General features: G+C 35.7%; 24 protein-coding genes and 1 other annotated feature. Of the genes, 2 read left to right on the top strand and 22 right to left on the bottom strand.

Annotated features, from left to right (window positions below; genetic code table 11):
* Nucleotides 1-38 precede the first annotated feature (38 nt).
* The gene (locus D8M04_RS01950; protein ID WP_121520885.1) at nt 39-674 is read right to left on the bottom strand and encodes an NfeD family protein; all 636 of its coding nucleotides are present in this window, start codon (nt 672-674) and stop codon (nt 39-41) included.
* A 65-nt stretch (nt 675-739) separates the two neighbouring features.
* Between D8M04_RS01950 and D8M04_RS01945 the strand changes: the two genes are divergently transcribed.
* Nucleotides 740-1,066: a hypothetical protein gene (locus D8M04_RS01945; protein WP_121520883.1), complete on the top strand. Its 327-nt coding sequence runs from the start codon at nt 740-742 to the stop codon at nt 1,064-1,066.
* Nucleotides 1,067-1,111: 45 nt separating this feature from the next.
* Here the strand turns inward: D8M04_RS01945 and D8M04_RS01940 are convergent, their stop codons facing one another.
* The gene (locus tag D8M04_RS01940; RefSeq protein WP_121520881.1) at nt 1,112-1,462 is read right to left on the bottom strand and encodes a hypothetical protein; all 351 of its coding nucleotides are present in this window, start codon (nt 1,460-1,462) and stop codon (nt 1,112-1,114) included.
* Nucleotides 1,463-1,604: 142 nt separating this feature from the next.
* Here D8M04_RS01940 and D8M04_RS01935 point away from each other — a divergent pair, with 142 nt between their 5' ends.
* Nucleotides 1,605-1,889 (top strand): DUF2624 domain-containing protein, encoded by a 285-nt coding sequence (locus D8M04_RS01935; protein WP_121520879.1) that lies wholly within the window; start codon nt 1,605-1,607, stop codon nt 1,887-1,889.
* A gap of 71 nt (nt 1,890-1,960) precedes the next feature.
* Here the strand turns inward: D8M04_RS01935 and D8M04_RS01930 are convergent, their stop codons facing one another.
* The 20 genes from D8M04_RS01930 to yqfD form a co-directional block, all read right to left on the bottom strand.
* Nucleotides 1,961-2,854 (bottom strand): deoxyribonuclease IV, encoded by an 894-nt coding sequence (locus D8M04_RS01930; protein ID WP_121520877.1) that lies wholly within the window; start codon nt 2,852-2,854, stop codon nt 1,961-1,963.
* A gap of 24 nt (nt 2,855-2,878) precedes the next feature.
* Nucleotides 2,879-4,192 (bottom strand): DEAD/DEAH box helicase, encoded by a 1,314-nt coding sequence (locus tag D8M04_RS01925; protein ID WP_121521682.1) that lies wholly within the window; start codon nt 4,190-4,192, stop codon nt 2,879-2,881.
* A gap of 20 nt (nt 4,193-4,212) precedes the next feature.
* Nucleotides 4,213-5,328: a Nif3-like dinuclear metal center hexameric protein gene (locus tag D8M04_RS01920; RefSeq protein WP_121520875.1), complete on the bottom strand. Its 1,116-nt coding sequence runs from the start codon at nt 5,326-5,328 to the stop codon at nt 4,213-4,215.
* On the bottom strand, nt 5,303-6,040 hold the full coding sequence (locus tag D8M04_RS01915) for a tRNA (adenine(22)-N(1))-methyltransferase (RefSeq protein WP_121520873.1): 738 nt from the start codon (nt 6,038-6,040) through the stop codon (nt 5,303-5,305). The genes D8M04_RS01920 and D8M04_RS01915 overlap by 26 nt, the downstream gene beginning before the upstream one ends.
* Before the next feature lie 639 nt (nt 6,041-6,679).
* Entirely contained in the window at nt 6,680-7,054 is a 375-nt protein-coding gene (gene cccA / locus D8M04_RS01910; protein WP_121520871.1) for a cytochrome c550, read from the bottom strand.
* Nucleotides 7,055-7,158: 104 nt separating this feature from the next.
* The gene (locus D8M04_RS01905; RefSeq protein WP_121520869.1) at nt 7,159-7,689 is read right to left on the bottom strand and encodes a hypothetical protein; all 531 of its coding nucleotides are present in this window, start codon (nt 7,687-7,689) and stop codon (nt 7,159-7,161) included.
* 85 nt (nt 7,690-7,774) lie between these two features.
* Entirely contained in the window at nt 7,775-8,908 is a 1,134-nt protein-coding gene (rpoD, locus tag D8M04_RS01900) for an RNA polymerase sigma factor RpoD (protein WP_187695392.1), read from the bottom strand.
* 4 nt (nt 8,909-8,912) lie between these two features.
* Nucleotides 8,913-10,727 carry a DNA primase gene (gene dnaG / locus D8M04_RS01895; protein ID WP_121520865.1) on the bottom strand — a complete coding sequence of 605 codons (1,815 nt, stop codon included), beginning with the start codon at nt 10,725-10,727 and terminating at the stop codon, nt 8,913-8,915.
* A 468-nt stretch (nt 10,728-11,195) separates the two neighbouring features.
* Entirely contained in the window at nt 11,196-11,996 is an 801-nt protein-coding gene (locus D8M04_RS01890; RefSeq protein ID WP_121520863.1) for a pyruvate, water dikinase regulatory protein, read from the bottom strand.
* A 30-nt stretch (nt 11,997-12,026) separates the two neighbouring features.
* Nucleotides 12,027-12,656, bottom strand: a complete 630-nt coding sequence (gene ccpN, locus D8M04_RS01885) for a transcriptional regulator CcpN (protein WP_121520861.1) — start codon at nt 12,654-12,656, stop codon at nt 12,027-12,029.
* Between the two features lie 86 nt (nt 12,657-12,742).
* The gene (gene glyS, locus D8M04_RS01880) at nt 12,743-14,827 is read right to left on the bottom strand and encodes a glycine--tRNA ligase subunit beta (RefSeq protein WP_121520859.1); all 2,085 of its coding nucleotides are present in this window, start codon (nt 14,825-14,827) and stop codon (nt 12,743-12,745) included.
* Nucleotides 14,828-15,706: a glycine--tRNA ligase subunit alpha gene (gene glyQ, locus D8M04_RS01875; protein WP_121520857.1), complete on the bottom strand. Its 879-nt coding sequence runs from the start codon at nt 15,704-15,706 to the stop codon at nt 14,828-14,830.
* Nucleotides 15,707-15,862: 156 nt separating this feature from the next.
* Nucleotides 15,863-16,034, bottom strand: a binding site (T-box leader).
* Nucleotides 16,035-16,181: 147 nt separating this feature from the next.
* Nucleotides 16,182-16,925 (bottom strand): DNA repair protein RecO, encoded by a 744-nt coding sequence (gene recO / locus D8M04_RS01870; protein ID WP_121520855.1) that lies wholly within the window; start codon nt 16,923-16,925, stop codon nt 16,182-16,184.
* Between the two features lie 51 nt (nt 16,926-16,976).
* Nucleotides 16,977-17,120 carry a YqzL family protein gene (locus tag D8M04_RS01865; RefSeq protein ID WP_121520853.1) on the bottom strand — a complete coding sequence of 48 codons (144 nt, stop codon included), beginning with the start codon at nt 17,118-17,120 and terminating at the stop codon, nt 16,977-16,979.
* 97 nt (nt 17,121-17,217) lie between these two features.
* Nucleotides 17,218-18,120, bottom strand: a complete 903-nt coding sequence (era, locus tag D8M04_RS01860) for a GTPase Era (protein WP_121520851.1) — start codon at nt 18,118-18,120, stop codon at nt 17,218-17,220.
* A 170-nt stretch (nt 18,121-18,290) separates the two neighbouring features.
* Complete coding sequence (locus tag D8M04_RS01855) at nt 18,291-18,656, bottom strand: diacylglycerol kinase family protein (RefSeq protein ID WP_342772611.1); 366 nt, start codon at nt 18,654-18,656, stop codon at nt 18,291-18,293.
* Entirely contained in the window at nt 18,646-19,110 is a 465-nt protein-coding gene (gene ybeY, locus D8M04_RS01850; protein ID WP_121520847.1) for an rRNA maturation RNase YbeY, read from the bottom strand. Before ybeY ends, D8M04_RS01855 begins: the two co-directional genes overlap by 11 nt.
* Nucleotides 19,111-21,249: an HD family phosphohydrolase gene (locus tag D8M04_RS01845; RefSeq protein ID WP_342772610.1), complete on the bottom strand. Its 2,139-nt coding sequence runs from the start codon at nt 21,247-21,249 to the stop codon at nt 19,111-19,113.
* Between the two features lie 160 nt (nt 21,250-21,409).
* The gene (locus D8M04_RS01840; protein WP_121520845.1) at nt 21,410-22,369 is read right to left on the bottom strand and encodes a PhoH family protein; all 960 of its coding nucleotides are present in this window, start codon (nt 22,367-22,369) and stop codon (nt 21,410-21,412) included.
* A gap of 2 nt (nt 22,370-22,371) precedes the next feature.
* A complete protein-coding gene (yqfD, locus tag D8M04_RS01835) occupies nt 22,372-23,598 on the bottom strand; it encodes a sporulation protein YqfD (RefSeq protein ID WP_121520843.1) in 1,227 nt (408 codons plus the stop codon).
* Between the last annotated feature and the right edge of the window lie 17 nt (nt 23,599-23,615).

The following is a 23,615-nucleotide window of genomic DNA, read 5'->3' as shown; positions in this document are numbered from 1 at the left end:
AAAAACTCGTTCCTTATTTAAGAAACGAGTTGAAATTATTATTTTTCATCTATTATTTCGACAAGTATCTTTGTTCCATCAACTTGCACTACGGAAACGATGGTGTTCTTTTGAATCCATTGACCGTTCGATATCGCACTATAATCCTTTCCATCAATGCGTATTGTTCCTACAGGACGTAAATCAGTTAATGTCCTTCCCTTTTTATTTAAAAGCTTTCCGTATTCCATATTCATGGAATTATAACCTGCTTCACTTGTTAATTGATCCTTTAAAGCAAGCTTAGTCCACATTTGTCTCTTTTTAAATACCTTCGGAAAGATAAAGGAGGCACCAGTACCAATAAGTACTCCAAGAACAGAATAAAGCCCAGATGTAAAATCGGGAGCAGCAATGGCAACCGCGATAAGCATAATAACAAATCCAATGGTAGCAAACGTTCCGTCATTAATTACTTTCCCGTCTAAAATAATTAGGAATAAACCAATAAAATATAAAATAAGCATAATAATGAAAGAATCTGTTTCTACATATGCACCAAAGTAAACAGACATAAATCCTATACCAAGTAAAGCAAAAACACCTCTTGCATTTACTAAGACTTCTCCAATTAAGAAAAGTGTACCTAAACTGGTTATGATGAGACCAATCCACGCTAATTCAAATATTTCCATTCTAATTCCTCCCTTACTCAAAATACGTAATCAAATAAAAAAAGTTTCATTCAAAGGAGAATACCATGCAAATCTTAAAAAAATATATTCTTTATATTGCCATTATACTTCTTATAACAAGTGTATATAAAGATTTATCTCTAGGCACGAATCAGATAGAACATTATAGGTCAGATGTGATTTTAACCGATAAAAATATAAACAATTATACAATTATAAGGTTAAAAGCAGAAAGTGGCGATACCCTGCTTTCTATCGTAGAGTCAATAAACGAATCCAAAACATCTCTCTCTCCTGAGAAAATCCTTACTGATTTCATGGAACTTAACCCAACATCTGATCCATATCATATAAAAGTTGGAGAATGGTATTACTTCCCCATTTACGAATAGCCACAAAACCATAAAAAAGGAGACCGAGGTGGCCTCCTTTTAATACTATACAAAAGGTAATATAAAGAGTGAGATTAAGATAGAGATTGCACCTGCAGCGATTGCAATGTTTCCGAGAGTATCTGCTCCTTTACTTCTAGAAACAAACCCCATAATAATACCCGCTGCTCCTAAAACGATAGGCCATATAAAAAAGGAAATAACGGAGAGTGCGATTCCTATCCAGCCATACATGGTAATGGCTTCATCTTCAGTCTCTACACTTTTTCTTACATCATAATCGTTTGCAGTAAATTCGGCTGCATACTCTTCATTTCTTGAGCTATCTGGTTCTCGGTTATAAATTCCTTCTCCATGGTTAGGTGCGCCTTCTATACGGTTTTTCTCATCAGCCATATCACTGACCTCCTTTTGTTGTTGAGGTACAGTAATAGTGTGCGGAGATATCTCAAATATATGTTGTAAGGTCGTGGATGGAATGGAACCATTTTACAGATATAACATAGACTACTAAATGAATGTTAGCGAGGGTGGTTTGATGTCTTTTTTTATTAAAGAATTAGTTAAGACAAAAATTAAACAAATTAACGAAAATGAGTTACTCCACTATGGAAAACAATACGGATTTTCTTTAACAAATGCGCAAGCGGCAAAAATTACAAAATACCTAAAGCAATCGAGTCTAGATCCATTTAAAGCACGTGATAGAGAAAAGATGTTTCAGGATTTGGAAGCAATTACGGATAGGTCAACCGCACTAAAGGCCAAAAAATTACTCCATGAGATTGTAGATTCATATGGGTTGGGACATTTATTTGAGTAGAAAACAGCTGGGACTTAAGTAAACACTTTTGTCCCAGTCTTTTCTAGATATATCCTTTAGCCTTTATCTTATTATACATTCATGATCTTATTTTTAAGTTCCTCATCAAATACACCATTTTTAATCATCTCGATTTCTAACTTGTAAGGTGCTTTTTTGTTATTCTTATCCGTACCTACATATGGAGTTTCTAATATCTTTGGAAGATCTTCCAGTTGCGGGTGAGTGATTATATAATGTAATGCTTTAAACCCAATATGTCCAAATCCAATATTTTCATGACGGTCCTTATGAGCTCCTCTTTCGTTTTTACTATCATTCACATGAACAACTTTAATTCGATCTATCCCAATCGTTTTATCAAATTCATTTAGTACCCCATCAAAATCTTCTACAATGTTATAGCCTGCGTCATGAATATGACAAGTATCCAGGCAAACTGACAATTTTTCATTATGGGTAACACCATCTATAATGGCAGCTAACTCATCAAAGGTTCTACCAACTTCAGAACCTTTCCCAGCCATCGTTTCTAATGCGATCTGAACCTCTTGGTCTTTTAATAGCACTTCGTTTAATCCCTCTATAATCTTTTTGATTCCAATTTCTGCACCTTCTCCTACATGCGCACCGGGATGCAGAACAATTTGCTTCGACCCAATAGCTTGTGTACGCTCAATTTCACTCCGCAAGAAGTTAACCCCTAATTCAAAAGTAGCGGGCTTAGTTGAATTTCCAATATTTATAATATATGGCGCATGTACTACAATATCAGCTATGCCGTTTTCGGCCATATGCTCTAATCCCAATTCAATATTTAATTCCTCTATTGGTTTTCTTCGTGTGTTCTGAGGAGCACCTGTATAAATCATAAAAGTATTTGCTCCATATGATACAGCTTCTTCACTTGATCCTAGAAGCATCTTTTTACCATTCATGGAAACGTGTGACCCTATTTTTAACATAGATAAATCCTCTCCAATCTGCCATTACTTTTTATATCTGTTTTTTTTCGATAATTGACGCTTAATAGATTCCTGCTGCTTTTTCATTTTTTTCTTATATCCAGGTTTAACCTTTGTGGTTTTTCTAACTTTTTTCCAAGCCTCTTTATCAAGATCTGTTGAGGTTTTCGTTCTTAGATGTCGCTCATTCCAAGATTTGGCTTCAGTCAACTGACCATTTTTTATATCAACGTATTCGAAAGAAAGTCCTTTTTCTTCTAGCTTGTGAATTAGATCAATATTCTCGTCTTCATAAATACTTATTGCTGTACCTTCCATCCCAGCTCTTGCTGTACGCCCAACACGATGAATATAGAATTCTTCTTCTTTCGGTAATTGCGCATTAATTACATGGCTTACTCCCTTTATGTCAATTCCTCTAGATGCTAAGTCAGTCGCAACAATATATTGGTAACGCAGGTTTTGAATTTCTTTTAACACTCTTTTTCTTTCTCGTGGAGTTAAGCCACCATGGATGAGTCCTGCCTCTATTCCGCGTTCCTGCAATTGATCTGCTAACTCATTAGCTAATTCTTTTCCATTCGTAAAAATAATAGCTAAATATGGATTAATTGTCTTTGATATATCCTTTATAATATCAGCCACATTACGATGCTTTTTGGCAATAAGCTTATGTTCCATCGTTTCTGGTGATAAATAATCATCTATTTTTATATAGGTCGGATTTTCTAAATATTTCTTAAAGAAATGCTGCAAACGTATTGGTATAGTAGCTGAGAATACCAATAATTGAATATCTTTCTTTGTACGGACTAATAATTGATCCACTTCGTTAATGAAACCTAAATCAAGCATTAAATCTGCCTCATCTATGACAAAGGAAGTCGTTGAATAAATCGAAATCGCTTCTTCATTTACGAGATCTAAGATTCTTCCTGGAGTACCAACGATGATGTGCGGCGGTTCCTTTAGTTTTTCTATCATTTTTTGCTTATCTGTGCCACCTACGAGCAACTTAGCAATCCATACACCCTCTTTGCCTGCGTATTGGATAATGTTACGAACTTCATTATAAATTTGTGTAGCCAATTCGCGTGTTGGCGCAGTAATGATAAATTTCACTTCTCTTTTATCAGCATTTAGGTTATTAAATAATGGAAGTAAATATGCATGTGTCTTACCTGATCCCGTCCGCGACTGACCAATTACACTCTCTCCCTTTAAGATAGCAGGAATTACTTTTTCCTGAATTTCTGTTGGTTTGACAAAGTTAAGGTTTGATATGACATTTAGCATATCCTCTTCTAAGCCAAACCTCTCAAAGTATTTTTCATTCATCATATTCAAATCTCCTTCTTTCAGATAAATTGAAAGGGGTCCGTTTTCGTATTCGATGTAATCACATCGATCGATAGATCCTTTAATCTTTTGTTCAGATAATCTTTTGTTCTATCCTTCATTACTTTTTCTATATAATGACCAGCATCAATTACAGATAATCCCATTTGCCAGGCATCCTGCGCATAATGAAATGACATGTCACCTGTTATATAAACATCAGCACCTCTTTGTTTAGCCAAGTGGATATATTTCTCTCCACTACCACCTAAAACGGCGACTTTCCTTACCTTTTTATTAAAATCGCCAGTTATACGTATGTGCTCCATTTCTAATTCTTGCTTCACTTTTTCGCCTAATTCCTTCAACGACATAGCTACTGGCAGTGTACCAATTCTTCCTATTCCATATTGTTGTCCTTCATTTCGCAAAGGAAAGACATCATATGCAGGTTCTTCATATGGGTGGGCCTTAACCAATTCTGAAATCGTTTCAGATAATTTTCCTTCCTGAGCAATTGTTTCGATTTTTACTTCATCAACATATTCTAGTTGACCTTCTTCCCCTATGAAAGGGTTAGTACCTTCTAAGGGTTTAAAAGTACCTTGGCCATCACTTTGAAATGTACAGTGGCTATAATTGCCTATATGACCTGCTCCACTCTTTGCCAGAGCTTCTCTTACTACATCGGCATGTGTCTCTGGTACATAAACAACAACTTTAAAAAGGTGCTCTGCTTTTTCTTTAAGGAGTACTTCTGTATTTTCAATTCCAATATATTCACACAAGATGTCGTTCACACCACCACTAGCAATATCTAGATTGGTATGAGCTGAATAAACCGTAATATCATTTTCAACTAACTTTTTAATCATTCTGCCTTTTGGAGTATCTAAATTGAGTTGATTTAGAGGCTTAAATAACATTGGATGATGGGAAATAATGAGATTAACGCTTTCAGCAATTGCTTCATCTACAACAGATTCCATTACATCTAATGTTACCATTACTTTCTTAACCTTATGATTATAGGAACCAACTTGTAATCCAACTGAATCCCAGTCGTAGGCTAATTTTCTTGGTGCCCACTCTTCCATGTAGCGAAAGATATCAATGTGATTCACTTGTTCTTTCATCTTGCAATTCCTCCTCAATCCATTGTAATTCTTTCTCAAAGAGTGAAATTTTTATTTCATCCTTTTGTTTTGCTTGTCTCATTTGCATAATGACTCTTTCAAGCTTGCTACGTTCATGCTTCCACTTATTATAAAAGCTATTTGTTTTATTTTCTAATAATATCGGTCCGAATAAAAGCTGCCTTTCTTTTATTGATTCTTGATAAGGTGTCTTATCCTGTTGCCCGGCTGAAGCTGCCATGATCTCGTATACATGTCCATTTTCCTCGACAATCGTTTCATTCGTAATGGTAAAGCCATTGTCATCCAGCCATCTTCTTACACTTCTTGCATCTATATTAGGTTGGGCAATGATTTGCTTCGTATGAATCAATTTACTTTTGCCCTCTTCTAATATAGTTTCAATTAAAGATCCTCCCATCCCTGCAATGACAACATGCTCCACCTTTTCTGCATCTTTAATTACTTGCAAGCCATCACCAAGTCTCACATCCACTTTTTTTATGAGATCATGGGTACGAACTGTTTGTAAAGCACTTTGATAAGGTCCCTCATTCACTTCGCCAGCAATTGCTTCTGCAGTATTGTCCTTTTGACAAACATAACATGGTAGATAAGCATGGTCTGAACCTATATCAGCAAAAAATGCTCCTTTTGGAATAAACGATGCAACCTTTAATAAACGATTGGACAATTGGATGTTTTGAATCATATTACGTTCCTCACTTATGTTAATTTTATTATTGTTCTTAGTTTATTTGTTTAAACTTACGTATTTGGGTTGGTAGAAAGTGCGAATTAACTTAATTCAAAATAATGTATAATACATTACCGAAACACACTGGAAATTTGCGCTGGTCATTTCCACTACGGACAGTACGCTTTCCGCGGGCAACGCCTCAGCCTCGGGCCAACAGGACGTTGGTCAGATAGGCGTTGCCCCAGGATGGGGCGTTCTTAGCCTTTGAACCCCTCGCTTCCTGCGGGATCTTCGGCTGTTGCTTTTCCCACAAGAGTCGACTGCCCTCCGCTACAATCACTTCAAGTTTATCAGTCCATTCTCTTTCAATAATGAGAAGGTTTAAAGCACAAATTAGCGGAGGAAATACACGGAGACTCCTACGGGAGGACAGGCCTAGGTGAGACCCCGCAGAGACGACAGTCTCGAGGAGGCTCAGCAGCCGCCCGTGGAAAGCGCAGTGTATTTCTGAAGCGGGTTTTATGCACTATACTGAATTAAACTAATCAGAAGTCTATCTACAAGTTACTCTTCATTAATATTATTGTCTCCAAATGAATGAAAAAGAAAAGCTTTCTGTTTACGCAGAAAGCTTAACATTAGACTATTCTATTATTGTTTCTCTGCTAACCAATCAGCTAAAGCGGTCGCCTCTTCAGCTGCAACCTGTGATTGAGCAGGCATTGTACCAGTACCATTTTGAATAATGTCTACAATTTCTTCAGAAGAATATTTCGATCCAACTTGTGTTAAATCAGGTCCTGCTCCACCAGACAGGTCAGCACCATGACATGCGGCACAATTGCTTGCGAAAATCTCTTCAGGATCTGTCGCTACTTCACCTTCTGCAGCTTGTTCAGTCCCTGTTCCGCCCTCTTCTTCATTCTGAATAGCCTCTCTTTGCCCAGCACCAACATACGATATAATTATTACAGCTAGCACCCCTATTACAGCAATAATTGCATAAGGTATAATTGGGTTTTTCATTTTGGTTCCTCCTTATGTAATCCCCTTTATATTTTCTATAAATAGAAGACTATATTTAGTTTACTCGAAAACCCAAAAATATTAAAGGATAATGATGTAAAATTTTATAAAATAATGATAACAATGGAAAAAACTATGCCGATAATACTAGAAATTTTAAGGTAAAGTAAATGTTTTCTGCTGCTAATGTAAAACCAAAAAACAAAGTTTAACATGATAATGGAAAAGATTACGTATGTATCTGGAATCCATATGTTCCCTGCATAAACCGACGTTAATAATAACAAAGATAAAAATATTATTAATGATAAATGATGGGACGAAATTTCGCGATTCTTAAAGTATATATATGTAATGGCAGCGTAAAAGAGAAAAAGAATTAAAAAGCCTAGTTGCAAAAAGGATGGAAATCTCGTAAAATAAATGACAAGGAAAGAAAACGGTAACAAAAGGACAGTTAAACCGATTTGCATAAAGGTAATCCATTTTTTTGGTTGAGGTTTTTCTAACTCTCCCTTATCTTCACCATTAGTATACAATGCCAATAAGTAATCACAGTATCTTTCCGGCAGCAGTTTGTGAGATTTCCAAAATTCAATCTCGTTTATAATCGTACGTATTCTGTCATCTGACATCAAATCACCTCATTTAACAGCAACCATAAAAGTACATAGAGAATAGCCATTGATTACATAAAAGCACTCAATGACTATCTCATCATCAGTCTAGGAAGTCTTTAAGCCGTTTACTACGACTAGGATGTCTTAGCTTACGTAGCGCCTTCGCTTCAATTTGACGGATTCTCTCTCTAGTAACTCCGAACACTTTTCCAACTTCTTCCAGTGTTCTTGTTCTTCCGTCATCTAATCCAAAGCGCAAACGCAGCACATTTTCCTCCCGATCTGTTAAAGTATCTAACACATCTTCTAATTGTTCTTTTAAAAGTTCATACGCTGCGTGATCAGATGGTGATATTGCTTCTTGGTCTTCAATAAAGTCACCAAGATGAGAATCATCCTCTTCACCAATCGGTGTTTCCAATGAAACGGGTTCTTGAGCTATTTTTAATATTTCCCTTACTTTATCTGGTGGCAGATCCATCTCTTCCCCAATTTCTTCTGGTGTAGGTTCTCTACCTAAATCCTGTAAGAGGGAACGTTGCACACGTATTAGCTTATTGATAGTCTCTACCATATGAACTGGAATACGTATTGTCCTAGCTTGGTCCGCAATCGCTCTTGTAATTGCTTGGCGAATCCACCATGTTGCATAAGTACTGAACTTAAATCCTTTACGGTAATCAAATTTCTCTACCGCTTTGATTAAGCCCATATTGCCTTCCTGGATAAGATCTAAGAACAGCATTCCACGACCTACATATCGTTTAGCAATACTTACCACAAGTCTAAGGTTTGCTTCTGCAAGACGACGTTTTGCTTCTTCATCGCCTTCTTCAATTCGACTTGCTAACTCAATTTCCTCAGCTGCAGATAATAAATTCACACGCCCAATTTCCTTTAAATACATGCGGACAGGATCATTTATTTTTATTCCTAATGGGACACTTAGATCATTTACATCTACGTCCTCATCCTTTTCAATCTCTTTCATTTTAGGGTCATCTTCAGACTCTCCAATTACCTCCACACCTTGCTCTTCAAGATATTCATAAAATTCATCCATTTGGTGTGAATCCATTTCAAAGTTTGATAATCGATCAGCAATTTCTTCATAAACTAAAGTACCGCGTTTTCTACCAATTTGCAGTAATTGTTCTTTAGCTTGCTCTAATGTTTGATCTATTTCTTTTGTCTTTGATTGTTCGTTATTAGCCAAGAGTCCCCCTCCTTCCATGAATTTAATTTGTTTGCTTCAACTGTTTTTTTATATTTATAATTTGCATTGCTATTTGTGCTGCCTTTACTGGATCATTTTGTTGTTCGGCTAGTTTTTGCTCTTGCTTGAGTGATTGGATGTTCGCAATGTCAAGATGTTGTGCTTTAATAATTCGTATATAATCGTTAATTTCTTTATCACTTATTTCCTCGGTTACTTCCGACATTGCCATTTCAGTAACTAATTGTTTTAAATCAGCTTCTTCTAGCTTTTCAACAAATAAACTAACATCTGATTTATTTCCTTCTTCATAGAAAGCAAACAAATATGTGGCAATTATTTTATGTGCATCTACATTGAAACCTGCACCTAATTCTTGTTGAACCTTCTCCGCTATATAAACATCTTGGAGCATATAAGATAATAGCTTTCTTTCTGCATTATGATATGCGGGTAATAATTTATTATTAGTGGGCTTTCTGATTGCCCTATTAGTATATCGTTTCTCTTCACTCTTATCCTTAGAATATCCCTGTTTATCGCGGATTGATTCAATTTCGGAAGATAGTGATTCCACGGAGAGATTATGTTCTTTACTTATCTCTCTAACGTAGTATTCCCTCTCCACAACACTCTCAAGCTTTGCAAGCTCATTGAGGATAATATCAAGATAGGCAAGACGATCCGATTCAAGACTTAAATTAAAATCTTTCCTCATGTACCTCATATAGAAGCTTAGGTACGTATTACTTGCCTTAATAACCTCATTTTTAAACGCTTCTCCACCGTATGTTTGAATATAAGTGTCAGGATCAAGACCATTTTCGAGATTGGCCACTTTCACTTGGCAACCTGCTTTGCGCAAAATATTAGCTGCTTTGTATGTGGCTTCAACACCTGCGCGGTCCCCATCGTAACATACTATTACAGTATCTACATACCTCTTCAGTAACTTTGCCTGGGATTCAGTCAGGGAAGTACCTAATGTAGCGACACCATTGAGTACACCCGCTTGGTAAGATGAGATAACATCCATATAGCCTTCGAATAATACTACTTCATTTTGTTTACGAATATGCTTCTTTGCTAAATCAAAGTTATAAAGTAACTTTCCTTTTTGAAACAGCTCACTTTCAGCACTATTCAAATACTTCGGCTCACCACCAGCAATTGATCTGCCACCAAATGCAATTGGTTTTCCAATATGATTCCGAATAGGGAAAATGACACGACCACGAAAACGGTCAATTACACTATTGTCATTTTGCAAAGAAACTAAACCTGCATTGACAAGTAATGCTTCATTAAATCCTTTCTTTTTTAGAAATTGCACAGTAAAATCCCGTACATTTGGAGCAAAGCCAAGTTGGAAAGTGTCAATTGCTTCATCACTTATTCCTCTATCTCTTAGATACTGATATCCTTCCTTGCCATCTTTAGTGAATCTAATAAGGTGATGGTAGAGCTTTGTAAGCCATTCATAAGCAGCTAAAATATCTAGTTCTTGTTTAGATGAAGTGTTATTAGCATTGATGTCTATTTCAGGTAATGGTATACCTCTTCTATTTGCTAAAAAGCGAATAGCTTCTACAAAAGAAAAACTTTCTATTTCCATCATGAATGTAACAACATTTCCACCTTTATTGCACCCAAAGCAATGAAAAATCTGTTTGTCTTGTGTTACTGAAAAGGATGGTGTTTTTTCGCCATGGAATGGGCAAAGCCCAAAATAGTTCCTTCCTTGTTTTTTTAATTGGACATATTCTCCAATGACATCAACAATGTCATTGGATTTACGTACCTCTTCAATTACTTCTTCTGGTATCTGATAAGCCATATAATACCACCATATAATTAATATTCGTTATGCATTAAGAAAATCCTTCATGTTTCGACATTTTTTTCATTAAAAAAGAAAAACTTTTGTTACCCAAAAGATATTATATTCATGTTCCATAGGAATAGAACGAATGCAAACTCTCGCATTGTAAATTATATAGATATAATTCTACATAAAACAAAAGAATCCTTCTTAAACATGAATGTTTCACTTTTCTGAAAATCCCTAAAACTAGTCTTTTTATAATATATATCTTTACACAAAATATTATTATAATACAACGTTTGTAAAATTTCTATTAAAATGATTTTCCTATTGTCCTAAAAGAAGAAACATTCTACTTCGGGGGTAGAATGTTTCTTCTTTGTAAAGGTTGTTTCAATGTAATGAGATTGGTCTAGGCAAATAAATTTTTATTTACATTATAGATTTGACCTTCAGTACGCCATATAGGCTTTTTCTAACCTATTTATGAATCGTATGCAAGATGACATTCGCTGTTTCTTCTACTGCTTTGTTCGAAACATCTATAACTTTACATCCTATTCTATCCACTACTTTGTTAAAATAGTCAAGTTCTTGGTGAATTCTGTCTAAATTTGCGTATGTCGCTTGGTCTCCTAACCCTAAGGCTTTTAACCGTTCTTTTCTTATTTCGTTCAATTTCTCAGGATTAATTCTTAAACCAATGCATTTTGACGGATCAACCATAAAGAGTTCCTCTGGTGGATCCACCTCTGGAACAATAGGTACATTCGCTACTTTTAATCGTTTAAGAGCTAAATATTGAGAAAGCGGGGTTTTAGAAGTTCGTGACACACCAACTAAAATAATATCTGCGCGAGCAATCCCTCTTGGGTCTCTTCCATCATCATACTTAACCGCAAATTCAATTGCCTCTACTCTTTTAAAATAATCTTCATCCAATTTATGGACTAATCCAGCTTCTAAGCGAGGTGATTTCATAAATACTTTTTCCATTGAAGCAATCATTGGTCCCATAATATCTATGCATTCTATACCAAATTCAATGGCTTTTTCGTTTAAGTATTCTCTTAACGCAGGATCTACCAAGGTAAAACCAATCAATCCATTATTTTCCTTTGCTAACTGAAGAGCATCATCAATCGGCTTTCTATCTTCTATATATGGAATACGCGATATTTTATAATCAATACCATTAAATTGACTTAATCCTGCTTTAACTACTAGCTCAGCAGTTTCTCCAACTGAATCTGATAACACATAAACAAACTGTTCTGCCATACGGCATTACACCCCCATGAATGATTTTGCTTACACATGATTTTCTTTTGTAAGCTCTACAAACGCCTTTGTAATCGTGGTTTTTGTTACTCTCCCAATAACTGCTAAACCTGCATTTGTATCTTTTACAACAGGTAATCCATCAATTTGTTTGTTAATTAACTTCTGGGCAACGTCTAATATTAAATCTTCTTTCCTGCATACTGTTATATTTGGCATCCGTGTCATAATAATATGTACAGCAATTGAATTTAAATCTTGCTGTCCTATACTCGCACGTAACAAATCTTTTCTGGATAACACTCCTGTAAGACAACTATCTTCATTTACAACAAACAACGTTCCAATATCCTCTAAAAACATCGTAGATATCGCATCATAAACAGATACTTCTTCTTTTACAACAATTGGTATCTGCATAAAATCCTGTACATGGAATTTTTTAATTTTTTCTGTGATTAATTCGAATCCAGTCTTTCCTGTATAGAAATAACCTACTCTTGGTCTTGCCTCTAAAAAGCCTGACATTGTAAGGATTGCCAAATCAGGTCTTAAAGTAGCTCTTGTTAAATTTAATTGTTCAGCTATATTTTCACCAGTAATGGGGCCATTATCTTTAACGATCTCTATGATTCTCTCTTGCCTTTTAGATAATTCCACCTTTTCACCGCCTTACTAAATATGACATACTATTTATAATTATTATATACGATTAATTGTGAAAAGGGAAACTATGCTATTCTGTTTTAATGATGCTGCTTCCACTCGACAAGGGATAAATCAGCAAACGACTCAATTAACATTGCAATTTGTTTAACTAAGCCTAGTCGATTATTTCTTACTTTTTCGTCATCGGTCATCACCATATTATGTTCAAAGAAGAGGTGAATAGGGTCAGCTAGCTGACTTAAGGTATCCAGAGCAAGCTCAGCATCTTTATTTATTGCAGCATGTTGATAAGCATCTACAATTTCCTGATATGTTTTATATAAATCTTTTTCTGATTCAGTTTCCAATACATTTTTTATGACTTCAGCAGTTTCTGCTTTATTGGCCAATTTTAATATACGTACAAAGGCCTCTTCAACAGGCTTAAATGTCTCGTCAGAACGTTTCTTCGATAATAAATTTGCTTTTTTCTGTGTATAATCAAAGATTCCAATCTCTTTCTCTAGTACAGCTTGAATAACATCTTGTTCGATGTTTTCTTCCTTTAATAAGAATGCTGCTCTTAATTGGAAAAATTCTTTTAACTTCTCTATAACTTGCTCGGGATTTTCTATTGCTAACTTACTGTTACGATAAACGACAAGTGCCACGTCAAGTAATTGTTCTACTGAAATATTCCATTCATTTTTTCCTGCAATTCGCAAAATACCTGTTGCTTGTCTGCGCAGGGCATATGGATCTTGAGAACCTGTTGGCATAAGACCTATAGCAATACAGCCAACAATCGTATCCAGTTTATCCGCAACACTGACCACTGAAGCGATAACATGATTTGGCATTTCACCATGGGACTGCTTAGGTAAATAATGTTCCCGAACGGCTTGTGCAACCTCTTGCTCTTCACCTTTTATGAGTGCATACTTTTCTCCCATTACACCTTGCAGCTCAGTAAATTCATTTACCATATTTGTCATCAAGTCAAATTTCGAGATCTCAGCAGCACGGATTGCTCGATGTTCTATAGCTTTGTCAAGCTGCAGTAGCGACGATATTTCTTTTGTAATCTCGACAATTCTTTCCACTTTATCCGAATACGTACCTAATTTTTCCTGAAATACAACTTTCTGCAATTTTTCTAAATAAAAATCAATGCTGTGTTTTTGATCTTCTTCATAGAAAAATTCGGCATCAGAAAGTCTTGCACGAAGTACTTTTTCGTTTCCTTTGACAACCGTTTCAATTCCATTTTCATCCCCATTTCGGACACCAACAAACTTTGGAAGTAATTCACCTTGTTTTGTTTTAACAGGGAAGTAACGTTGATGTTCCTTCATAGAGGTAATAAGAACTTCTGCAGGTAATTGCAAATATTTCTCCTCAAATGAACCGACAAATACTGTAGGGTACTCCACTAAATTACGAACTTCATTCAATAAATCTTCGTCAACAGGAATTGAAATATTCTCTTTTTCCTCTATTTGATGAATTCCTTTTAATATTTCTGTTTCTCTTTCCTTTGGATTAACCATGACGTAATTCTCTTTTAGCAAGGATTCATATGTTAATGGATCATTAATAGTAAGTTCTCCACTTAAGAATCGATGTCCATATGTTTTATTGTTTGTTCTAACCGATGCTAATTCAAATGGAATTACTTTGGAGCCGTAAAGCGCAACAAGCCAACGAATCGGTCGTGCGTACCTTAATGTTTCTGTAGACCAACGCATGTTCTTACCAAATTGTATAGATTCAATAATATGTTTAAAGCCCGGTAATAATTCTTCTGTTGGTTTCCCTTCAACGTGTTTTTTTACATAAATGTAGCTTGTTCCTTTTATCTCTTTCACATAAATATCATCAACCGAAGCTCCTTGACCTTTGGTAAAACCAATCGCAGCTTTGGTCCAGTTCCCTTGCTCGTCTTGTGCTATCTTCATAGCAGGTCCTTTTGCTTCCTCTTCGATCGTTGTTTGCTCCTCACTTACTCCTTGAATCAATACAGCTAACCGCCTCGGAGTAGAATAAGTGTTGATAGAATGAAAGTCTATACGAAGTTCATTTAACCAGGATGTTGTTTTCTCCTTTAATTGTTGTTCTGCACTATCTACAAATCGTGCAGGAAGTTCTTCTAAGCCAATTTCGAACAAAATATCTTTAGCCATTTACTTGTCCTCCTTCTTTAGCATCGGAAAACCGAGTCTTTCTCTCTCATCAACATAAGCTTTGGCAATCTTCCGTGCCAAATTACGTATTCTTGTAATATAACCCGTACGCTCGGTCACAGAGATAACCCCTTTAGCGTCCAGCAAATTGAATGTGTGAGAGCATTTTAATACATAATCGTAAGCAGGAAAAACGAGCCCTTTCTCCATAGTAGATTTCGCTTCTTGTTCATACATAGAAAACAGTTCAAACAGCATGTCTGTGTTTGATTCTTCAAATGTATACTTAGAATGCTCAAATTCTGGCTGATAAAAGATATCGCGATAAGTGAATGATTCATTCCAAGCCAAATCAAAAACATTCTCTTTATCTTGTATATAAGATGCAAGACGTTCAATTCCATAAGTTAACTCAACAGTAACAGGGTTGGCCTCCAATCCACCTATTTGCTGGAAGTAGGTAAATTGAGTGATTTCCATTCCATCTAACCATACTTCCCAGCCTAAACCCGCAGCGCCTAATGTAGGATTTTCCCAGTTATCCTCGACAAAGCGAATATCATGCTCTAATGGATCGATGCCTAATTGCTTAAGTGAATTCAAGTATAATTCTTGAATATTGTCTGGAGATGGCTTCATAATTACTTGAAATTGATGATGCTGGTATAGGCGATTCGGATTATCACCATATCTTCCATCTGCTGGTCTTCTTGAAGGCTCTACATATGCAACATTCCAAGGTTCGGGTCCTAAACTGCGGAGTAACGTCATTGGCGACATCGTTCCTGCTCCTTTCTCAACATCATAAGCCTGAACGAGAACACATTGATGGTCTGCCCAATAATTTTGAAGCGTTAAAATCATTTCTTGTATATTCATGTGATAAACCTCCATTATTTAATTTAATTAGATTTACCCTCATTAGCTCAACTTTTAGCAAATGTGGTAGTTTTCTCATACCTGTTATTATATTGCTGAATAGATTTATACTTAAATATGGCAAAAAGCCGTCCCTATGTCTATTAATAAAATAGACATAGGGACGGCTTTTTGCCGCGGTTCCACCCTACTTGCTCCATACTTCGAGCCGCTTTATCTTTGCATTGCTCAAGAGTGCCCTTCCCTATTCCCCTAATATCCAGCTTTCACCAACCTGAACTCGCTATAAATGGGGTAAATAGGTACTCATCTCTATCATTGCAATTCATATGTAATCATTTTTATATATAAATATGTTTTTCTTTATTTAAAAATAATACTTTATCCATCTCAATCTGTCAATTAAATTATGTTATCAGTGCTCAGCCAACTGTAGACAAGTCCTTGTTGTCCTAATCAGATGGCTCCTTCCTCTTTATCTAAATTTATCCAATTGCTTTAAAAATTTTCTGGACTTCAGATAGAAACCGCCATACTGATCATAATAAGAATCTAGAAGGTGACGCAAAATTCTCTGATTGTCATCTTTTACAGAAATATTTCCTACCCTTTCCAATCCGACTTCAAGGAACATGTAGAGTAATTTAGGAATTGCTTCAGGCAGCAAAGTAGCTTCTTGGTCAAGATGGTTACATCTACTGCAAAGCAAACCACCTTCCCTATAAGAAAACCAAAAGGGCCCTTCTGTATTCTTGCAATTACTGCACCCACGTACAGATGGGGCAAAACCGCCTTTCTTATACAGCTTCATTTCGTACATCATAATAGGAATCTCAGCATCTTCCTTATCCCCTATCCATTGCATCGTTTTTAAACATTGGTCAAAAATAAAGGCATCAGGAGATTTGTCCTCTAAAATCTTGTCTGTAAGCTCCATAATATAGGCAGCATATGCCGTCTTAATGATATCTTCACGAATACTGCGAAAGGAATCAATGACCTCTCCCTGTTGGATTGTACTTAAACCTTTGTTTACATAAACAAAGAACTGGGCGTAGATAAAAGGCTGCGCAACTGCAGCCATTCTACTTCTAGGTTTCTTTGCTCCTCTAGCCAATGCTGTAAATTTCCCAAGTCGTTTACTAAAAATAGTAACCAGTTTATGTGTCTCACTATAATCTTTTGTTTTCACAATGATCCCATCAATTTTCTCTAGCACCAAGCTTCATCCTTTTTTCCATCGTATCCAGTCTGCCCGTGCCAATTAAAGTTACATTTTTGTTTCCAAAGGTATTTCTTCATTATTATCTTCCTGCAAATCCCCTTGTCTACTTTCAAATTCCAACTCTTTATATAACAAATAGGTTTCAATATTTCCTGTTTGACTAAAAAGTTTCCATGTAAGGTCGATCATCAAAACCCACCTTTCTAAGTTTTATAATGTAACTCTATATTTAGCATGACCACACTGGAACTATTAATTAGTTAAAAAAATTACCATGTATGCTAATTTAATACTCATCATTACGGAAACCAAACTCATGCAATTGACTCTGCTTATTTCTCCAATCCTTTTTCACCTTAACCCATAGTTCTAAATATACTTTGGAACCCAGAAGTGATTCAATATCCTTCCTAGCATTCTTACCAATGTTTTTCAGCATACTTCCTTGTTTTCCGATCAATATACCTTTTTGTGTTTTTCGCTCAGTGATGATGGTTGCCTGAATGAAAATAGTATCTGAATCTCTTTTTTCTAAATTCTCCATCACTACAGCTATAGAGTGCGGAACTTCTTCTTTTGTTAATTGCAATACTTTTTCCCTGATCAATTCAGTTATGATAAACCGTTCCGGATGATCCGTTATTTGGTCCTTTGGATAATATTGTGGTCCCTCTGGCAAATGACCTTTTAGCACTTCAAGAAGATGTGTCACATTATTTCCTTGGAGAGCAGATATTGGGATGATTTCTTCAAAATTCCCTTTATCTTTGTATTGTTCAATTAGCTCAAGCAATTTTTCAGGTTGTATCAAGTCTATTTTGTTAATAATCAAGAAAACTGGACTATTTACTTTACTTAAACGGTCCAGAATAAACTGATCCCCTTTTCCATACCCCTCTTTAGCATTAATCATGAATAGAATCGCATCCACTTCGTTCAGGGTATTCTCCGCAATCTTCATCATAAAATCCCCTAAACGATGTTTTGGTTTATGGATTCCTGGAGTATCAATAAATACCATCTGTGCATCATCTAATGTTAATACACCTTGTATTTTATTTCTGGTTGTTTGTGGTTTGTCACTCATTATCGCTATTTTCTGTCCGATAACCCTATTTAAAAAAGTAGATTTCCCTACATTTGGTCTGCCAATTATTGCTATAAATCCTGATTTATAATTATTTTCCATGTCTAATCCTCCGAAGCGTGTCATTCATATTTATAATACTACATTATGGTACTCGTTTTCATCTTTTCGACAAAAGCTCTAAAAAAATCTCTCTATATTATCTGTTAAGTCACTTCTTATTTTATTCCTCAAACAAGAAAATTAAAACAAGCCCTTGGATCCTGGGCTTGTTACATAAAAGTATCATATAACTTTGGTAAAAACAAAAATGAACCTACCATGATTGCTATTATTGCAGCAACCAATACGGCACCTGCGGCTACATCTTTAATGAATCCTGCTGCAGGGTGATAATCTGGTTTAAAATAATCCACCATTCTTTCTATCGCACTGTTAATTAACTCAGCAACTAGTACCTGTCCAATTACTAATATTAAAATAGCCCACTCTAGAACTTGGAAGCGCAGCATTCCGGCTGTCATTATAACAAGAATGGCACTTACAAGATGTATACGGAAATTCCTTTCCTCTTGGAAAGCCTGTTTAATGCCACTCCAAGCATAAGAGAAACCTATGTTACGTTTCTTAACGCTCAAGTCCAAATTCACCTAGAATCTGTTCTTGCCTGCCGAACATCTTGGTCTCATCTTCTTTATTCATATGGTCATACCCAAGTAAATGAAGTAAGCCATGAACAGCCAGAAAGCCCAACTCTCTCTGTAGTGAGTGACCAAATTCATCCGCCTGTTCTTTTGCCTTATCAAGTGAAATAACAATATCTCCTAGTGTTAATGGGATATCTTCTCCAATAATAGACATTTCTCCTTCTACTTTCTCTTGCATCGCAAACGAAATGACATCAGTTGGTACGTCTTTCTGTCTGTAGTTACGGTTTAATTCTTGAATTTCCTTATTATCAACAAAGTTTACAGAGATTTCAGCTTCTCTCGGGACATTTTCCTTTTCTGCCGCAAACTCCAATAGACGATTTAACAGATCAATATCATCCGTTTCCACTTTATTTGTACTATCATGAAAATCAATATTCATTTAATTAGCCTCCTTTGTAGGATATTGAATTCTGGAATGAAAAATACCTTTTAGGGTTTCACAGATTGTTCTTTGTATCTGATTTAATTCCCTTAATGTGATTGGACTATCATCTAATTGTCCATCTGTTGTCTTGTCCTTAATAATTGCTGCTACTATTTCTTCTATCTTTTCCTCAGTGGGGTCTTTTAATGCCCTTACTGCCGCCTCTACTGAATCACAAATACATACAATGGCAGCTTCCTTTGTCTGAGGCTTGGGCCCAGGATATCTAAATCTAGACTCTTCTGCATCTGGATTACTTTCCTTTTCTTTGTAGTAAAAAAACTTTAGTAAACTTGTCCCATGATGCTGCATAGTTATATCAATAATCTCTTTTGGTATCTTATGCTTTCTTAACAGCTCAGCCCCATCATAAGGATGACGGATAATAACGTCTGCACTTTCCTTAGGCTCTATAAAATCATGTGGATTACGGATAGACAATTGATTTTCAATAAAGTATTGAGGCTTGATTGTTTTTCCAATATCATGGTAATATGCTCCAACTCTAGCTAGCAGCCCATTTGCTCCAATTGCTTCACAAGCTGTTTCACTAAGATTTGCAACCATTACCGAGTGATGATAAGTACCGGGAGCTTCTGTCAGAATCTTCTTTAGCAAAGGTTGAGTTGGATTTGATAATTGTAACAATTTTATATCTGATAATATACCTAGCCCAGTTTCAAAGAAAGGCAGCAGTCCAATTGTTAAGACAGCTGAAAGAAGTGCCGACGCTATAGCGAGACTTGAATGCAGAACTAAATCTAATAGTGAATATTTTTCAAAGGATAGAAATATGAATATTAGTACGATTAAGAGATTTACTACCGTAATTCCAAATCCTGTCTTTAAGATAGCAGTTCGATCCTTTACATTCACTAACAGATATATAGCAGCAAGTTGTGAAATAAAGAAATATATACCTGCTTCCGTGTTTAAGCTACCCGCTATTTCTCCATTAAAAATAATACTGCCAAAAATAGCGTTAATTGCTGATAATACGAATGCAACTCGGTCATTAATTAGTAATTTTGTCAATAATGCACTCGTTGCAGCTGGAACAATAAGAAATAAATGGTTTTCTTCTGTCATAAATAGACTAACAATTTTCATTAAGGAAATATTAATAAAAGGAATACTGATGATGGAAATAATCTTGCTTTTATCTAAATCACGTTGCTTATCTAACAATTTCATTTCATACACAATCATTCCACATAGTACAACAATCAAGAGAACTAGTCCAACAATTGGGAAAACGTTCCTCTCTTTATCCAACAGACCGACTAAATTTAATTTCTCATAAATTTCATTCGTGATCGTTTGTCCTTCCCGCACGATCACTTCTCCTGCGCGAATCATCACTGGTTCTACACTGCTTGCAGCTTCTTTTCTTGCTTCGCTAGTTTTCTCAACATCAAAAAAGGAATTTTCCACAATTGCAAACTTAGTAAGATCCATTAAAGGTTCTTTTAATGATTCATTTATTGTTGTATTATATTTGATTGCTTCATTTACATTTGAAATCGCTGTCTGGATATTCTCTGTCCTAACTCCATTTCCTAGTGTTTCTTCCACTGCATTTAAAAAAATCTCGCTCCCTGTCGTACGATCTTCCGGATGCACATTTATTAAAGCGAGGAAGGTTGAATCACTTATATTTGATGTAATATTTTCCGATAGGATTTGTTTTAATTGTTCGATTTTCATTTGGTTTGTAATTGGTACAACTACATTACTATTCTCTTTTTCCTGTTCATTGCTTTTCTTTTCGAGAATCGAAATTGCGTCAAAAATTTCTCGTATATAACTCAATTGCTCCTGACTTACTTCATCCGAAATCTTATATCGATCTGCAACCCCTTGGACCGTTTCTCTGGTTTTTCTTTCGGTTTCTTGCTCATTTTCTATTGTAATCGGGGAACGTATGGTTTCTGACGCTAAACTAAATCGCTCTATATCATATGTTTCAGTGAAGACATTATTAAGTGTCATGACAAAGAAACTAACCCCTAGCACGATAACTGTCAGATAAATCAGAATACCATTCTTCATCTTTCCAAAATATGACTTTAAGTTATTGTACCTTTTGCTCAACTTTCTCCCCTACCTTATCACGGAGGTAATAAATACAATAGAACGAATTACACTCGCTCCTTCTTTCTTGATGGGTTCGTATTCCTCTACATTATCCACTTAAATTTGCTTCTAACGTACAAATAAGACCCCTTTATAATTGGGTCTTATCATAGGGAATCTATACCTCTTTTTCATAAGCTTCGATAATCTTTTGTACGAGTGGATGGCGAACTACATCTGTTTGGTTTAAATGAATAATGGATATACCCTTAACCTGAGATAATAAATTCTCTGCCACCTGTAAACCAGAGGTAACCCCTTTAGGTAAGTCAATTTGCGTAATATCTCCTGTAATTACCATTTTTGATCCAAAACCAAGCCTGGTAAGAAACATTTTCATTTGAGCGGTTGTTGTGTTTTGTGCTTCATCCAATATGACGAATGCATCGTCTAACGTACGCCCACGCATGTATGCTAATGGAGCTATTTCAATCGTTTCTCTTTCTATTAAACGAAGTGTATGTTCCGCACCTAAAACATCATGCAGGGCATCGTATAATGGGCGCAGATAAGGGTCTACCTTTTCTTTCAAATCTCCTGGTAAGAATCCAAGGCTTTCGCCAGCTTCTACGGCAGGCCTTGTGAGTATAATTCGTTTTACATGTCCGCTTTTTAATGCTTTAACAGCCATAACTACTGCAAGATATGTTTTCCCAGTACCGGCAGGCCCTATTCCAAATACTAGATCACTATTATTAATAGCAGCAATATATTTTTTCTGGCCAAGTGTTTTTACTCGAATCGATTTCCCCTTAACAGTTTTCGTAATTTCATCTTCAAATAATGTCTCTAGCTGATTAATCTTTCCATTTTTAGCCAAATCAACAGCATATACAATATCTCGTTCGGATACCGTTATACCTTTATTAATTACATTTAGCAATGTAATTAATATCTCTTGCACAAGAGTGATAGCCTCTTTATCACCAGAGACTCTTACCAGCTCCCCTCTTGTTACTATGGAAACTTGGAGTTGTTTTTCAATTAATTTAAGGTGTTTGTCGTTTGCCCCGAATAACGCCAAAGCATCATTGGGTGTTGATAATTGTAAATCAATCTCTGTAAGGTTTTCCGACATATTCAATCTCCTTGATTTATAGGTTGAGCTGTAGCAATTTCTTCCTCAACTGTAATATATATGCTTAAATTTACTTTACCATCTTCTATACTTTCGTGCAAAACTTTTTCTGTTAATATTTTGGCTTCTGGGCCCAAACCAAGCAGTAATTCTGACTTCGCTTGTTCCACTCCAACTTGAATAGCCTCTTCTTTTGTTCGTTTTCCTTGGAATACTTGTTTTTCACTTAGGGTGGATTCTACAAAGCCCACAGGCAATTTCCACTTAAAAAAATGAATTGGCTTTTCGTAGGGATCATAATGAATATTTTCAAATTCTGGAGCTTGAAATCCCCAGATTGGCAATTGAAAATCACCAAATTTCAGGTGATACTTTTTCTCTTTACGACCAGTTAACTCTTCATAATTATAATGAAAAGGCACTGTTACATTCACCTCATACCACGTCTTAGCAGTAATATCACCTTCTGCTGCAACATAGTCATAATTCATTTCTTTCCCCTCATCATCTTTCTCTTCCTGCTCAATCTCATTTTCTCCAATTTTACCAGAGACTAGCATATCACCTGGCTCTACATAATCATTTACACTCACCATCGGCAATCCCTTAGCAACATAAATGTTTGAAATAACACCTTTTTTAGAAGCAATTAAATTCCTTGGTTCCAATGGCTTCTCCTCTTTTACTACTAACTTCTCTACTCCTTCTAACATAAAGGTTGTCCCTTTTTGACTGACACCTACCCATAATAATTCCGGGACATCCTTAATTAGCTCTTGCTGAATAGAATTTGGCGAATCAATAGAAAATATCCAGGCGCCTTTATGAATCCCATACTGCTCTAGTTGCTTTTCTATCTTCTCTTCTATATCTTTTGGTACCCCAGATATTCGAATATCCCATATTATATTGGAAAGGAAAAATATAAAAAATAAACTTATAATCAATCCAAAAAGGAGCGGTTTCTTTCTAATAAACCGCTTATAATGAAAGGGATATCCCTTCTTCTGGATAAATGAAAGCTTATAATGAGTTTTCCTAATTAACTTTCTAACCTCTTTGACATCAGAAAGTTTCATATTTCCTTCACAGGCTTCATTATTTATTTTTTTAATATTCCATACAGTAATACCATGGTTTGTACATTTCTGAAAGAAAAGCTCTGGATAATGTCCACGAATTAAAATAGTTACATAGCCAGTTATAAATGTGCCCTGAACTTGTTTCATTGCTCCCTCCTAGACAT

Origin of the sequence: Oceanobacillus piezotolerans (assembly GCF_003665065.1) — a bacterium.
Classification (GTDB): domain Bacteria; phylum Bacillota; class Bacilli; order Bacillales; family Amphibacillaceae; genus Oceanobacillus; species Oceanobacillus piezotolerans.
Note: the sequence above shows the minus strand (reverse complement) of the source record. Positions and strands in the feature narration are given on the sequence as shown.